This is a genomic window from Yoonia sp. R2-816 (genome assembly GCF_046762905.1).
GTDB lineage: Bacteria > Pseudomonadota > Alphaproteobacteria > Rhodobacterales > Rhodobacteraceae > Yoonia.
In genome coordinates this window covers 18,439-33,332 of record NZ_JBKQXN010000121.1, presented here as the reverse complement: position 1 = coordinate 33,332, position 14,894 = coordinate 18,439, and the positions used below count along the sequence as shown (strand labels likewise).

At 55.7% G+C, this 14,894-nt stretch carries 13 protein-coding genes and 1 pseudogene; 4 read left to right on the top strand and 10 right to left on the bottom strand.

What is annotated here, in order from left to right:
* Positions 1-778: 778 nt before the first annotated feature.
* Positions 779-1,798: an alpha/beta hydrolase gene (locus tag ACFWW2_RS02775; RefSeq protein WP_393925956.1), complete on the bottom strand. Its 1,020-nt coding sequence runs from the start codon at positions 1,796-1,798 to the stop codon at positions 779-781.
* Between the two features lie 237 nt (positions 1,799-2,035).
* Here ACFWW2_RS02775 and ACFWW2_RS02770 point away from each other — a divergent pair.
* The 4 genes and pseudogenes from ACFWW2_RS02770 to ACFWW2_RS02755 all read left to right on the top strand — a co-directional run bounded on the left by ACFWW2_RS02770 (position 2,036) and on the right by ACFWW2_RS02755 (position 5,469).
* Positions 2,036-3,162 (top strand): IS3 family transposase gene (locus tag ACFWW2_RS02770; RefSeq protein ID WP_393925955.1). Its coding sequence is split into 2 segments (ribosomal slippage): positions 2,036-2,300 and positions 2,300-3,162, totalling 1,128 coding nucleotides; the frame shifts between segments, so codons are not numbered across the junction.
* A 54-nt stretch (positions 3,163-3,216) separates the two neighbouring features.
* A pseudogene (locus tag ACFWW2_RS02765) lies at positions 3,217-3,753 on the top strand (alpha/beta-hydrolase N-terminal domain-containing protein); the annotation flags it as partial.
* Positions 3,739-4,725: an alpha/beta-hydrolase family protein gene (locus ACFWW2_RS02760; protein WP_393925958.1), complete on the top strand. Its 987-nt coding sequence runs from the start codon at positions 3,739-3,741 to the stop codon at positions 4,723-4,725. The pseudogene ACFWW2_RS02765 and the gene ACFWW2_RS02760, both read left to right, overlap by 15 nt.
* Positions 4,726-4,932: 207 nt before the next feature.
* Positions 4,933-5,469, top strand: a complete 537-nt coding sequence (locus ACFWW2_RS02755) for a hypothetical protein (protein ID WP_393925953.1) — start codon at positions 4,933-4,935, stop codon at positions 5,467-5,469.
* Positions 5,470-5,508: 39 nt separating this feature from the next.
* Here the strand turns inward: ACFWW2_RS02755 and ACFWW2_RS02750 are convergent, their stop codons facing one another.
* The 9 genes from ACFWW2_RS02750 to argF all read right to left on the bottom strand — a co-directional run bounded on the left by ACFWW2_RS02750 (position 5,509) and on the right by argF (position 14,879).
* Complete coding sequence (locus ACFWW2_RS02750; RefSeq protein ID WP_393925951.1) at positions 5,509-7,365, bottom strand: V-type ATP synthase subunit A; 1,857 nt, start codon at positions 7,363-7,365, stop codon at positions 5,509-5,511.
* Entirely contained in the window at positions 7,365-7,871 is a 507-nt protein-coding gene (locus ACFWW2_RS02745; RefSeq protein ID WP_393925949.1) for a DUF2764 family protein, read from the bottom strand. Before ACFWW2_RS02745 ends, ACFWW2_RS02750 begins: the two co-directional genes overlap by 1 nt.
* Positions 7,872-8,057: 186 nt before the next feature.
* Positions 8,058-8,735, bottom strand: a complete 678-nt coding sequence (locus tag ACFWW2_RS02740; RefSeq protein WP_393925947.1) for a V-type ATP synthase subunit E family protein — start codon at positions 8,733-8,735, stop codon at positions 8,058-8,060.
* Positions 8,735-9,178 (bottom strand): ATP synthase subunit C, encoded by a 444-nt coding sequence (locus ACFWW2_RS02735; protein ID WP_393925944.1) that lies wholly within the window; start codon positions 9,176-9,178, stop codon positions 8,735-8,737. The genes ACFWW2_RS02740 and ACFWW2_RS02735 overlap by 1 nt, the downstream gene beginning before the upstream one ends.
* Complete coding sequence (locus ACFWW2_RS02730; protein WP_393925942.1) at positions 9,175-10,971, bottom strand: V-type ATP synthase subunit I; 1,797 nt, start codon at positions 10,969-10,971, stop codon at positions 9,175-9,177. The genes ACFWW2_RS02735 and ACFWW2_RS02730 overlap by 4 nt, the downstream gene beginning before the upstream one ends.
* Positions 10,968-11,567: a V-type ATP synthase subunit D gene (locus tag ACFWW2_RS02725; protein WP_393925940.1), complete on the bottom strand. Its 600-nt coding sequence runs from the start codon at positions 11,565-11,567 to the stop codon at positions 10,968-10,970. The genes ACFWW2_RS02730 and ACFWW2_RS02725 overlap by 4 nt, the downstream gene beginning before the upstream one ends.
* Positions 11,545-12,906, bottom strand: coding sequence for a V-type ATP synthase subunit B (locus ACFWW2_RS02720; RefSeq protein WP_393925938.1), 1,362 nt, complete (start codon positions 12,904-12,906; stop codon positions 11,545-11,547). Before ACFWW2_RS02720 ends, ACFWW2_RS02725 begins: the two co-directional genes overlap by 23 nt.
* Positions 12,907-12,938: 32 nt before the next feature.
* A complete protein-coding gene (arcC, locus tag ACFWW2_RS02715) occupies positions 12,939-13,874 on the bottom strand; it encodes a carbamate kinase (RefSeq protein ID WP_393925936.1) in 936 nt (311 codons plus the stop codon).
* Positions 13,875-13,877: 3 nt separating this feature from the next.
* Positions 13,878-14,879: an ornithine carbamoyltransferase gene (argF, locus tag ACFWW2_RS02710; protein WP_393925934.1), complete on the bottom strand. Its 1,002-nt coding sequence runs from the start codon at positions 14,877-14,879 to the stop codon at positions 13,878-13,880.
* Between the last annotated feature and the right edge of the window lie 15 nt (positions 14,880-14,894).

The following is a 14,894-nucleotide window of genomic DNA, read 5'->3' as shown; positions in this document are numbered from 1 at the left end:
CAACAGCAATCGAATCCTTGTGGACGTCCAGACCCACATAAAGTGTCTTGTTCATGCTCATTTCCTCTGTCGAACAAATCCATGTTCGCCGAGAAAAACATGACAACTGGCGCTGCCGCAAAACGCTCATCTGGTCTTAGGCATTCCCGACCTTCGCTGCATCGTGCATGAATTGGTAAGTTGCGGGACTTTGCCGACATTGGATTTTTCTACTTCGCTGACGCAGAAAGCATTCGCACGCGCGGCACGCCTATCGCTGCAACGCAGTGCACGTCGCCAAACCGGTCGTTGATGTGTGTCGATTTCGCCCGAACCAAGACCGCGCTTTCGCCGCAACTTAGTCGAACCAGTGAGACGCGGACAAAGCGCCATTTCGCTGCGTTTGCGCAGAAGGCAGCTTTGTGTGATTTGCGAACCTTCGCCTTGGATTGCACACGAGTTGCACACCTCCATAGGCAAAAACTCTGATTCAGGCGGACAGTCTGTCCATTCCTCCATCGGCGAGCAAGCAGGAACGGATACCTGTTTTCCGTCTTTGCGCCATGTCTGCCACATGATTGTGGCATGGCGCATCGACTACAATCACAAACATCCTGACGTCAGTCTCGCTGTTCTGACGCCAAATGAACATGCTAACCGGTCAAAGGAAGACCAAAACCTGATCAGAGCTAACCCATAAATCCAGACTCCCAGGGCATTAAGTCACCACGTTTGTAATTCTTTGGGATGACGTTGCACGGTGGACCGCCGACGGCAGTGCGTCGAAAACAGAACCGCCTCATTGAGTCACCAACTCTGCCAATTCCGAAATTGTGACAACGGTTCGACGCTCATTTTCTGTCGGCAAGTTCTCCTCGCGGAGCTGCTTGAAAATTGAAATGGCTGTCGGTGAAGACAGGCCGATGCTGTGTTCATTCCCGCCAATAGATAGTTCGCTCACGTCCACGACATCTATCGGCAGATCGCCAACGGCGCTCCGATCCGTCTGGGTTCCCAAACTGTTTCCTCTTCCAGTCAGAAATCCTGAAATACGCAGGGCCCGGTCCTGCCTTGCAACTACAATCACAAATGTCTCCGGCAGCGTCTTCATGCTTGCGGCCTGAGCCTGAAATAGTTCACCATCAAGATCGGGCGACAGCAAAATCGTTCCGCTGATCTTTCGCCCAATATCCACGCTACCTGATATCTCTATTTGCCGCAGCGTTTCCATGATAACAAAGCTTCCCATGGAATGGCCGAGTAGCGTGATTTTTTGCCCGGGTCGCCGCGTCAGCGCAACAATCAGTTTTTCCAACTGGTCGCGTGCAATGAGGGCGCTGTCACGATCATAAATGTAGCCTGCTGGACTGCCCGCAGATGGCCAAGAGAACAGAACAGTCGGCGTTGGTGTTTCAAAATCATGCTTGATCTGTGCGAGTTGATACACCGCCTCCGCGTTGTTGAGATTGTATCCGTGGACAAACACGGCAATTTCGTTTTGGCCCGAGGTATCAGATGCAATCACATTGGCGGCGAATGCGTTCAGGTCACCAATTTCCGTTGATGAGACCGTCACAAAGTCTGTTTCAGGATCTGGCGCACCGTCCGGCCACTCGATCTGGCCGGGCTGATGGGTTTGTGGGACTGAAACTACGTTTTTCTGGAAGGTTACTTCCGTCGGCCGAGGAGGCGTCCGCTGGCCCTCTGCCGGTAGTTCGTCGGATCGAAAGTTCGCGACCCAGATATCATGCAGTGTGCCCGATGAGACCGCGGGAGAAAATTGTAACTCTCCTCGTTCAGAGCAGGCCGCAAGACCCAACAGAATAGTGAGACTGGCAAGATATCTAAATACTAGGACCATGTGCCTGTTATCTGCCTTCCACGATACCACGCAACGCATCAGTTGGGATGAGCTTTCCTTCTACGCGAGCTTGGGGCGGCAGTTCTTGGAAAAACACAACCGAAAGGTTCTTACCATTTGGCTGGCTTTGGAGTAGCCCCCTGAAAGTGGTCCACCAACTGGGATAGATTTGTCCCGCAAATTGGAGGATCAGCGATGGCTGGAAAACGAGAGAAGCCCGAAGAGATTGTATCGAAGCTTCGGCAGGTTGAAGTTTTGCAAGGACAAGGGGCTACGATCGCGGAGGCGGTGCGTCAGATAGGCGTGACACAGCAGACGTTTTATCGATGGCGTAAGCTTTATGGCGGGATGCAGCGGTCACAGCTAGCTCGGTTGAAAGAGCTTGAAAAGGAGAACCAACGGCTCAGGCGAGCGGTTTCTGATCTCACGCTGGACAAGCTCATCTTGACCGAGGCTGCAAAGGGAAACTTCTGAGCCCTTCGCGTCGCCGGAAATGCATCGACCACGTGCGGCGGGAGCTTGGCGTGTCTGAACGCCGGGCCTGTCGCACGCTTGGACAGCATCGGTCTACGCAGCGCAAGGTACCGCAGGGCCGGGTCGACGAGCAGCGTCTGACCGACGACATCATCGAGCTGGCCGACCAGTACGGGCGTTACGGGTATCGGATGGTGACCGGTCTGCTCAACAACGCGGGCTGGTGTGTGAACCACAAGCGGGTCGAACGGATTTGGCGGCGCGAAGGGCTGAAGGTTCCGCAAAAGCAGAAGAAAAAGGGACGGCTCTGGCTGAACGATGGCTCCTGCGTCCGTTTGCGGCCCGAACGCCCAAACCATGTCTGGTCTTACGACTTCGTCCAGGATCGTACCGCTGACGGGCGGGTCTATCGGACATTGAACATCATCGATGAATACACCAGGGAGGCGCTCATGATCCGCGTCGATCGCAAGCTCAATTCGACGGACGTGCTGGATGCACTAACCGACCTGTTCATCCTGCGCGGGCCACCGGAATATATCAGATCCGACAATGGGCCGGAATTTATCGCCCAAAAGGTGCGGGATTGGATCGCCGCTGTTGGCGCAAAGACCGCGTACATCGAACCGGGCTCACCATGGGAAAACGGATACTGCGAGAGCTTCAACGCTCGGTTCCGGGACGAACTGCTCAACGGCGAAATCTTCTACAGCCTGAGGGAGGCGCAAATCCTGATCGAGCAATGGCGCATCCACTACAACACGGTCAGGCCGCACAGCTCATTGGGCTACCGCCCGCCTGCACCAGAAAGCATCGTCCTAATGGACCAGAGGCCAACGATGCACTAACAATTACAACGGACCACCCGATGGGGGCACGCCAGAACCGTTTTCTCCGTCGGTTATTGCTTTGGCGTATCGGTTATCTGGCTTTGGAATTGGCTACAGCTGCCCCGCCTTCGTCCGTCATTCGCAGGCTACATGACCGCAATATCGACAGGTGTCGCATGTATTGCAGCGGTACTTACGCTGTATCGTATGCGGGTTTGGCAAAACTCGATCCGCGAGATCATGGAGATGGAGCTTGTCCAAACAACAGGACCCTTGCAGATCGTCGGCATCGCCTTTGGTGTTGCACTTTCGCTCATCGTGCTTTTCCGTCTGGGCGTCTGGCTTTGCCACCGGGTGATCCGTGTTGTTGCACATGTTTTCCCACCAAGACTTGCAGTTGGGCTGGGTGCCTTTACCTTTCTCACTGTCGTTGCTTTGTCTGTGGATGGGTTCATTGTAAAAAGGACCCTCCTCGGCATGGATCGCGCATTTGCGGCGCTCGATCGCACATCGGATGATGATTTGGCGGCACCCGATCAATCAGCCAGATCTGGCAATCCACAGTCTCTGATAGCTTGGGACAGCATTGGCCGCATGGGTAAGGGTTTTTTGTCGCGTGGCGCAACGGCAGAAGACATCACGGCCGTTACCGGACGCCCGGCAGTGGAACCTGTGCGTATTTATGCGGGATTCAATACGGCCGATACATTGGCAGGTAGGGCTGAATTTGCCCTTGCTGATCTCATCCACGCTGGCGGTTTTGAACGGTCCACCCTGGTCATCGCGACTGCAACAGGCACGGGCTGGCTGGACCCAGCCGCAGTGGAGCCACTTGTCTATTTACAGGACGGCGATGTGGCGATTGCAACGATCCAGTATTCGTATTTGCCCAGTTGGTTAACGCTGATTGTCGAACCTGATCGCTCCCGCCGTGCAGCACGTGCCCTGTTTGAGGTCGTATACGCCCACTGGACCGCATTGCCCAACGACAGCCGTCCGAACCTTTATCTGTTCGGCTTGAGCCTGGGCGCGTTAGGGTCTGAATCATCAGTGGAGTTCATTTCGCAGTTCGAGGACCCGATCAATGGTGCACTTTGGGCCGGCCCTCCGTTCGCCAGCACCGTCTGGTCACAAGTGGTACGGGGCCGAGTCGAAGGTTCACCGGCATGGCGACCTGTCTTTAGAGATGGATCGCTGATCCGCTTCATGACCGGGGAAGACGGGATTGCGACGCCAGATGATGCGCAATGGGGGAGAATGCGGTTACTTTACCTGCAACAGCCAAGTGACCCGATGAGTTTTTTCTCGCCGGAACTTGCGTTCCGCAAACCCGATTGGCTTGAAGATCGCGGACCTGACATTTCGCCTTACTTCGATTGGTATCCGATTGTCACATTTCTGCAGGTCATGTTCGACATTCCGATGGCGACGTCTGTTCCGGCAGGTTACGGCCATACTTTCACGCCAGATAGCTATATTGATGCGTGGTTGGCGATTCTGGGCCCCAAAGATGGTTGGACCCAAGATGACACTCTGCGCATCAAGGACCACTTTTTGATGCTAAGCGCCCGGCCAACTTAGTGTGGCGCGGCAGGTATCGAAATTACAATCCTAGGTTCAAACAAGTTCCTAACCTCCTTCAGGAGAGGCTATTGCTCAGATTGGAGCGCCAGTGGGATCAGATGTTTCTTTCTCCCGGCGTTTTTTCCTACTCGCGCGCTATGGGTGCTGTCGCAAAACCTGAGCGAATTTCGCGGACGTAAATGTTCAGGTCGGAGCACTGAAAAGATGCAGATGGAAGAATTGGTAAGTAGCGCAACACCTGAATCCGCAGATGCTGAACAGGTTCTGAAGCTGTCCCTGAGCGAAGCGCAAGTGGTAGCACGGTCCTATGACACGAAATCGCAGATCGTCGGTGTCGGGTATCTATTTGCGCTTGGTGTCGTTGGCCGCTTCGACGCGAATATGCCGACGACCGGCGATCAGAACATTATTACCGTTCTGGCCTTCTGGTTCATCGTAATCCTGCCTGTGTTGTTGTTTGGCTATGTGTTGCATCCGACCCGCGCAACTGCGCCCGACCTTGAAAAGGGTTATGATGAGCGACCAGAGCGCGTCTTGTATGTGGAACCTGGGACCTACAAAACTGTCGCTGAACTCAGGAATGTTGCCAAGCAAACGAACCTTGTCAATGAGTTGTGTTATGAAACGCTCAAAATTTCGGATCTTCGTGACAAGAAGCGTCAACGCTTCATCCGCGGACTTCGCGCGGCTGCTATTTCATTCGCCGTGATCTTTGCCAGCCAGGTGTTTAAGTTCTATTAGTCGGGACTCCGAGGGATAACTGACCAATCACCTGCAAGGTCATGGCGCGGTCATTTGCGCGCCGTTTTCGATCAGATCATCAATTTCCTCAAGAAGTGATGCGTATTTGGGTGTGCCTTCAGGCTCATAATGGAAGTTCTTGAAGAGCCGCGTCAGATCAGTGAAGTGCTTGCGCGCCACTGTTTTGTCCTGAAGCGACATCGATGCCTTGGCGATCTCGAATACTCTGTCGAATATGGCTTTCTGCCGATCCATCGGGACGCTGGCATCGACTGCATCGAACGCATCCTGCTGCAAAAAGACCATATCAATGAGCAGTGCTTTCTGGTGCGTGATGAAGTCGTCCATGGTCACGCCTTCTTCACCGGTGACCTGCATCATTTGTGAGATTTGTTCGCCCTTTGCCAGCAAATCCTGCAGCTGACGGACGCGCCCACACCAGCCGGGATCAACATTCTTGTCGTACCAGTCTTCAAGTTGGTCGAGATAGCGGGACCAGGACATCAACGGATCAACAGCCGGATAGAAACGCTTATAAGCACGCTCTGACGATAGACCCAAAAAACACTTCACGGTCGATAGCGTCGACTGGGTCACGGGTTCATCGAAGTTACCGCCAGCAGGGGAAACAGTTCCGATCATGGTCAGGCTTCCGGTGTCGCCATCATTGCACCGCAAGAGCCCTGCTCGTTCATACAACCCCTTGATCGAGCTTTCGAGGTAAGCTGGAAACCCCTCCTCTCCGGGGATCTCTTCCAGCCTACCAGAGGTTTCGCGCATCGCCTGCGCCCACCGCGACGTGCTGTCGGCAATCAGCAGAACATCTAAGCCCATCTGGCGATAATATTCGCCCAATGTGATCCCGGTAAAGATAGAAGCCTCTCGGGCCGCAACCGGCATGGAAGACGTGTTGCATATGATAATAGTACGATCCATCAGGCTGCCGCCCGATGTCGGATCAGTCATTTCAGGAAATTCCTGGATGGTTTCCACGACTTCACCCGCCCGTTCACCGCAGGCCACCACAATGACGACATCGACCTTGGCGTTACGCGCGATCAAGTTCTGCAGAACAGTCTTGCCCGCACCAAATGGCCCCGGAATGCAGGCCGTACCGCCGCGCGCGACCGGGAAAAAGGTGTCGATCAGGCGCTGGGACGTGATGACCGGCTCATTTGGAAACAAACGCCGCGATGCTGCTTTCTTCAATAGGGCTGATGGCAATGCGCGTCTGACGGGCCACTTTTGGGACAGCGTCACGAGACGCTCGTTTCCATCCCCGTCCTCAAGACGCACGACGGTGTCGTGAATCTTGGAGGCACCTTCCTTGATCCACGCCACTTTGTAGCTGCCGGACCAGCCAAAGGGCACCATGATCTTGTGAACAAACCGACCCTCAGGCACCGTCCCAATTACGTCGCCCGCTGCCACTTCGTCACCCAGTTTGACCGTGGGTGTGAAACTCCATTTTGCTTTGGTATCAAGCGGCGCCACATCGGCCCCACGCGGCAGAAAAATACCAAACTGCGATGCAAGTTCCGCCAGCGGGGCCTGCAGCCCATCATAGACCTGCCCCAATAGGCCGGGGCCAAGTTCAACCGAAAGCATCGTACCTGATTGCTCTACGCGGTCGCCGACAGCGATACCTTGCGTGCTTTCATAGACCTGCGCATCAGCTGTCTTGCCGCGCACGCGAAGGACTTCGGCTTTCAGCCTCTCCTGCCGTCCGGTTTCGTCCGGCTGCGAAGGTAAAATGAAGATGATCTCGTTTTTGATCAGTGTGCCGGTGTGTCCTTCGGCGTCGTCCAATGCTTCGATCTGAACGAGGTCATCCTGCACGGCCACAACCTTGGCTGTATGGAACGCGGTCGAGTTTGCTGTGGGCGTTTTGGTCATCATGCTGTTTCCTGAAGGCTAATGTCAGAGAAGTCGCCAAGAGCGTCTTGGGCCAAGGCTTCAAAGCGTCGCGCGGCGGCCGCTGCATCGCTGCGCGCCCAGCGGTCAAAGATGTTCCATTTGAGCACGTAGATAACGACCGCTTCAAAATCGAATTGGTGCCTGGCCGCGTGTCGGTTCAATTGTCTGAAGGTAACGCCCAGAATGTGCCGTTCCAAACCAAGCGGGTCTTGCTGCTCCATCAGCATCACAGCCTCGCGCAGCCATGGCAGGCGGTTATCGAGGCGAAAATGTGGGTCCGACCAGTTTGTGCGGATATGCGGAATAAACCGGCTCAGCGCCCATGGGTTTGATGGAGCATCCTGCTTGGCCCTTCGCATCCGCAGCGCGGCAATGACGGCCCGCAGATCCATGCGTTCTGCGATGATTGCGCGCAACGTCTCACTCTCCAGGTTGCCCAGCACGGTTTTGGCGCGATTGATTGCGACCGGTTCTTTATCTGACATCTCATAGCTCCCCCAGCTCATGAGCTCTTCAACCCGCCGCAAGACCGCACGATCATCTAAAGAAAGGGTAGACAATCGACCTTCCAGACGCAGGCGCGACAAAGGTGGTTGCTTCGCGACGAACAATCGTTCGGAGCTGGGCAAGCTGGAAACCAGCGCGATATAAGCGTCAGGGTCTGCCATCACTTAACGGATCACACCCTCCATCACCGCCCTGAACCTTGGTTGCAGATGTTGCATGATCAGGGCCGCAATTGCCTCATCCGACAGATCAAGTTCCACGGTGTCACCTGCGGTACGCGCACGAATGCCGCCATGTAAGTCACTCTCGGCGAATAGGGTGACACCCTCCGCGAGCATGTCTTGTGTTAGACCCAAAGCAAATTCTGTCAGAGCCCCTTGGCGAACGTCGTCCGGGCGCTCTTCGATATCGGCCTGTCCGACGATTGCTCGAGGCAGCACAACTTCGGTGTCTTTGCCGGCCCCTGTTGCATCCCGCGCCCGTCCCACCAGTTCCAGTATCATAGTCTTGAGCGTTTCAGGATCAGCTGTCAGTTTCGAAACCATGCGCGTCACATCGGCCTGAAACTGGCTTATGAGGCCCGATTTCATCGTCAGGACCGCATCACGCATGGCGGTATTCAGGGCTTCCTCACCCGCAGATTGGTAGCGCTCGGCCTTTGTGCGGGCATCGTTGAGGTGCGTTTCTGCCTCGGTCTTGGCGGTGGCGATGATCCGGGCGGCCTCGGCCTCCGCTTCGGTCTTTATGCGTTGGGCTTCTTCCTGACCAGCAGTGACGCCTTGATCCCGCAAGCGCGCGATCAGTGTATCGACCCCTTTTGACGTGGCTTCGGCAGGCTGCATCACGAAATCCCCGCGCTGATGACAAGGGCAAAGACGAACGCAAAGACGCCGAAGCCTTCGATGATCGCGGCGGGCGCAAGGGATAGCCCGAATATCTCTGGCTTTTCCTTAGCGGCGTTGATCGCCGCGGCGCAAGCGCGGCCTTGCCATATCCCACAGTACAAAAGTGCGATGCCCGCCAGAATGCCGATCCCAAAGAGGCCGCCTGCATTTTCCGGAGTCACTTCGCGGTTCAATGTGAACATGATCACAATGCCGTAGATCACGAATGTCGATGGGAAGGCCGAGATGCCGACAAACCGCCCATACCCGCCGTCCGTTTCCGTCATCGCGCCAATACTGGCTTGCCCCGCGATTGAGCAACCAATGGAACTGGCGACCGCCCCAAGCGCCATTGGGGCAAAAATGCCAAGCCATCCGAGTGTCAGTACCAGTTCATTCATGTCTGGATCTCCTTGCGTGCTAAGGGCCGAAAGGCGACTCCTTCGTCAGGCAGTCCCCACTTGAAAAATTCGATGTAGTTGAGGCGCAGGCCGTGAACCACGCCGCTCATCAGGGCCAAGCCAAAGTTCAGGACATGGCCGATCAGTAAGATCAGCAGCCCCAGCAAAATGCCGATCCCGGGAAGGGCATCCATGACCTGTGTGGCCAGATCATTGAAGGTCAACGCCAAAGACGCTGAAGCAAGCCCAAGCGCAAACAGCCTCATGTAGCTCAGGACATCGCCAAATGCGCCCATGGCGCCATTCAGCGCCTTGACCCCGTCAAAGAGGCGCCAGGCCATGTCGGGCCGTTTTTCGATTGGCCGTTCGCTGGTGAACCAGATGACCGCAACCAAACCACCGACAAAAACAGCAATGCCAACGTGAAAACCCGGGCCCACCTGTCCGCTCAACCAGATCAACATGCCCCCAAGAATCATGCCGATCCAGCCAAGCTGCGCCCGCGATGAGCGTGAGGCCCATCTGGCTCGGGCGTTCATTGCGATGGCGATGACCAGATGCGCCACGCCAACAAGGATCGACAGGCGCATCATCGTGTCAAAGTCATTCAGGCTGAGCAGGATGAAGTAGCTCGGTATTGACCCGTCAGCCGGGGCCACACCGAAGTAGCTGCCGACAATCACGCCGTAGGCGATGGTGGCGCCAGCGATGATCAAACCTAGTCGCCGCCATGCTCTTAGGTGGGCGGTGCTATCAAGCCGTTTCCATCCGGCAAGCAAACCGACCATGATGACGGCACCATAGCCCGCATCGGCGACAATCATTGCAAAGAATATCGCAAACGAGAAAGCCAGCAGTAATGTGGGGTCCCATCCGCGGTAGTTCGGAATCTGGTAGAACATCGCCAGATCAACGCCCGCCGCCTCGGTCTCGGGCTGCACGATCCGGGTTGGTGGCGTTTCGTCCCAAGCCGGGTCTTCGACGATCATCGCGAGTTCATGCGCTTCGGTGTAGGTTTCCACCGCCGCCAAATCGGCCTCGGGTACCCAGCCTTGAACAGCGAAGACATCAGCCTCGTCTCGTGTCTGTTGTTCGGCAAAGGCAATCTCGGCCTGGGTTTCCGCCAAAGCAAGGTCCCGGCGCAGAAGAAACAGATAACGGGTCAGGCTGATACGCTCTGCGTGCAGTGTTTCCAGTTCGATCTCGGCAGCTTCCAGTTCGGTTTCCAGAACGCTGACGGGTTTGTCGCCCACATGCGTGCGTGGCACCGGCAAAAGGTCTTCGTCCGGTTCTTCTGTTGAAAGAATAGCGACATAAAAGAATTGCGTGTCACGCGACACAATCTCCCACGGCACATCCAGCCTATCCAGGCTGGCCCGTTCCTTGACGGGCAGCTGATAGAACCACAATTGAATGCCAGCGAGCGCTTCGTGATCCGGGAAAGCAATTTCACCCCAAGAGCCAAGCGTCTGAATGCGATCAGCCAGAAAATCGCGACGATCGCCGACTTCGCGCAGCTTCTGTTTCAGCTCCAGCGTACGGATGACGAAATCTTCGACATCAAATGTGTCGTCCTGCGTGACAAGTCTGCGCTGGCCTTCCACCGCAGCAAGGAAATGCAACGCCTTATAGGCATCTTCGGCATTGCGCTGCTTTGCATCTTCCGCATGCGCCGGGGGTTCGGACAAAGGAACAAGATGCATGCACCCGAGGTCTTGCAGATACGAAAGCGTAGCGGTCTTTTGCTGGGCCAGACCAACCAGCGTGACCTTTTTGAGGGGCGAAATGCTCATATCATCGCCGCCCGTTTCTGTTTGGATATCTTTGAACGGACAACAGCGGCCATGGCCTCATCGCTCAGATAGACACGGATCTTTTTGATGTTCTCGCGGCCTGTCGGGATCAGCACCTTATCGAACAAGTTTACGCGCTGTGTGATGGTCGTGACCGCCTTATCAAGCACCGTGATGCGCTTTTTTGCGACCTCAACGCGCAAACGCGCCTCCAGCATGTCGTGCAACAATCGGGCCACGTCATCGACCCAATGCGGCTTGACCATGTGCGAGTATGGTCGAACCTCGACCGTGATCTTTTCAAGTACGGGAAGCTTCGCACCAACCACGTTTTCAACGCCAAGCTGGTAATCCGTCAGCTTGACCAGACCATCAAGGCTGATCTCATCGTTGCCCAGCATGGGAAGGTCTTCGCCAACCTTCTTTGCAAGCGATTTGACCTGTGCTTCGAGCACACCAACTTCATTGGCAGCTTTCGCACGCTCTGCCATCAGTTGTTGCCGCTTGAGGTCGAGCGAGGGTAGGAACCTTTCATAGGTTCTGAGCTTGGCCGCCTCGCGCGCAAGGGAGGATTTATTCAGCTGCAGCCGTGCCATCGCTCTCTTTCTTGAAGTATTTGTCGACAAGCTCCTGCTTCATCAATAGCTGATCGGCTTCAAAACACTCAGCCAACGTGGCCCAACCCAGATCAAGCGCGTCTTCCAGGGGAATTGACACGTTGATATCCATAAACCGTTCACGGAAAAGCGCGCCGAACTTCAGCAATTGCTGGTCATAGTCGGACAGATCAAACGCCATAGCCTGTTTTTGTGCCGCATCACGCGCTTCGGAGTAGAACCGGATCATGGTGTTCATGATTTGGCTGTGATCTTCGCGGGTGACCTTGCCGATCACGTTCTGCTTAAGACGCGACAGGCTGCCGAAGGGGTCCAGCACGCCTGAATGCACGTAGAACTGCCCTTCGGTGATGTAGCCCGTGTTGTCGGGGACCGGGTGGGTCACATCATTGCCCGGCATGGTGGTGGCAGCCAGGATCGTTACTGATCCGCCTTTGGCATAGTCACAGGCCTTCTCGTAGCGTCGCGCAAGTTGGGAATAGAGATCGCCCATATAGCCGCGGTTTGAAGGGACACGTTCCTGGCTGATCCCGACCTCTTTCATCGCGTCGGCGTAGGCGGTCATGTCTGTCAGCAGAACAAGGACCCGCTTGCCTTCCTCCACCGCGAATTTTTCGGCGACGGCAAGCGCCATATCAGGCACCAGCAGGCGTTCGACCAAAGGGTCAGAGGCTTGATTGACGAACATGACAGTCCGCGAGAACACGCCTGCGTCCTCGAACGACTGCCGGAACGTATGATAGTCGTCAAAGATCAGGCCAAGCCCGCCAAAGACCACAATGTCAGCGTCGGCCTGAATGCCGATGCGCGCTAGGAAAGGATTGAAAGGCTCACCCGACACAGAAAAGATCGGGATTTTCTGGCTTTCGACCAGCGTGTTGAAGATATCGATCATTGGCACGTCAGTCCGGATCATCTTCTTGGGCACGATCCGCTGCGCGGGGTTCACCGAAGCGCCATTGATATCGAACTGCGGTTCGGATGATAGATCAGGGCCACCGTCGATTGACACACCTGCGCCGTCGAAAACCCGCCCCATGATGTTTTCGGAATAGGCAACCCGCATCGGGTGGCCAAGGAAGGTCGCCTTGGCGCTTGTTGACAGGCCTTTCGTGCCCGAAAACACCTGCAGCGTGACTTCGTTCCGGTCGATGTTAATGACCTGCGCCAGCGCCTTGCTGCCTTCATCCCCGTCGATCACGGCCAGATCACCGAAACGGACTGCTGTTTCAGCCTGCTGCTCTGTCGGTAGGTGGACCTTGAGGGTGTCGCCAACGATCTCCAGAATACGCGAATATTTCACCAGCTCACGCACCATCGGATATCTCCTTTTGTAAGGTCATCATGATCCTATTGGGCATGGAATTCTAGCTCTGAAACATCCGGCGATATCGTCGTGCCCGCCTTTCCTGCAACAATCGCGTCAAGATCGGCGAGCGACCCTATGGCGGCGGACTTGCCCGTCTTTTCAACAAATTGGCAGGCGGCTTCGACTTTTGGCCCCATCGAGCCTGCGGCAAACGCATTCGCGGACATAGCGGAGGGAGAAGCGCATTTAATGGCGCGTTGCTGGTCGGTGCCCCAGTCAAGGTAAACCGCGTCGGCATCAGTGGCTGATATGAACAGATCAGCCTCGACCTCCCGCGCCAGCAGTTCGGTGGCAAGGTCCTTGTCGATTACCGCCTCGACCCCGTGAAGTTGTTTGTTGTCGTCATACATCGTTGGAATGCCGCCACCGCCAGCACAAATCACAACGGTGCCCTTCTCGATCAGCCACTTGATCGGGCGGATCTGAAATATGCGTTTGGGCAGAGGCGACGGAACGACACGCCGCCATTTGTCGCCATCGGCTTTCACAATCCACCCCTTCTGGGCTGCAAGCGCGTCGGCTTCGGCCTTTTCATAGACGGGTCCGATGAATTTGGTCGGGTCGGCAAAGGCGTGGTCGGCGCCGTCGACTTCGATCATCGTCAGGATTGTCGCCAACGGCGTCTCAAACGGCAGCAGGTTTCCCAACTCCTGTTCGATCATGTAGCCGATCATCCCTTCGGTTTCAGCACCAAGGACATCCAGCGGATAGGCTTCGTCCGGCTTGTAGGATTGCCCCTGCAGCGCCAAAAGCCCGACTTGTGGGCCGTTTCCATGTGTGACAACCAGTTGGTGGTCTTTGGCAACTGTTGCCAAAGCGCGGGCTGCAACCGCAGTGTTCTCGCGCTGGTTTTCAGCGGTGAGCGTTTGCCCGCGCCGCAGCAGGGCGTTTCCTCCAAGAGCGACGACAATCCGCATGTGTCAGCTCCCCAGGGTCGCGACGAGGATGGCCTTGATCGTGTGCATACGATTTTCGGCCTGCTCGAATTGAACACCCGCCGGGCTTTCGAACACCTCTTCAGTCACTTCCATTTCTGAGATGCCAAACTTGTCAAAGATGTCCTGCCCGACCTTTGTTTCGCGATTGTGGAACGCGGGCAGGCAATGCATGAATTTCACATTCGGGTTGCCGGATGCTGTCATCAACTCGGCATTCACCTGATAAGGTTTCAGCAGCTTGATGCGCTCTTCCCAGACCTCTGCCGCTTCGCCCATCGACACCCAGACGTCTGTGTGAATGAAATCGACACCGTCGACAGCTTCTTCGGGGTCGTCGGTAATCGTGAGCTTCGCGCCATACCTTGCGGCGGCCTGTTCGGCAGGCACACGGAATTCATCTGCCGGCCACAGGCTTTTGGGCGATGCGATGCGCACGTCCATGCCCATCAGACACCCCGCGATCATCAACGAATGCCCCATATTGGATCGGGCATCGCCGACATAGGCATACTTGATGTCATGCAGGGGTTTTTCAGCGTATTCCTGCATCGTGAGCAGATCGGCCAACATCTGTGTCGGATGGAATTCATCCGTCAGGCCGTTATAGACCGGCACATCTGCATATTCGGCAAGGGTTTCGGCCAATTCCTGACCAAAGCCACGATATTCAATGCCGTCGAACATCCGGCCCAGAACGCGGGCCGTATCCTTCATGCTTTCCTTGTGGCCGATCTGCGAACCGGATGGCCCTAGGTAGGTGACGCCAGCCCCTTGATCCATTGCCGCCACCTCGAACGCGCACATGGTGCGGGTCGAGGTTTTTTCGAAGATAAGGCATATGTTCTTGCCCTTCAGATGTTGGATTTCTGATCCGGCATATTTCGCCCGCTTCAGGTCCCGCGACAGATCCAGAAGATAGCGCAGCTCGCGCTGATCGAAGTCCAGGAGCTTTAGAAAGCTGCGTCCTTTGATATTGAAAGCCATGTCGTCTCTCCTTGA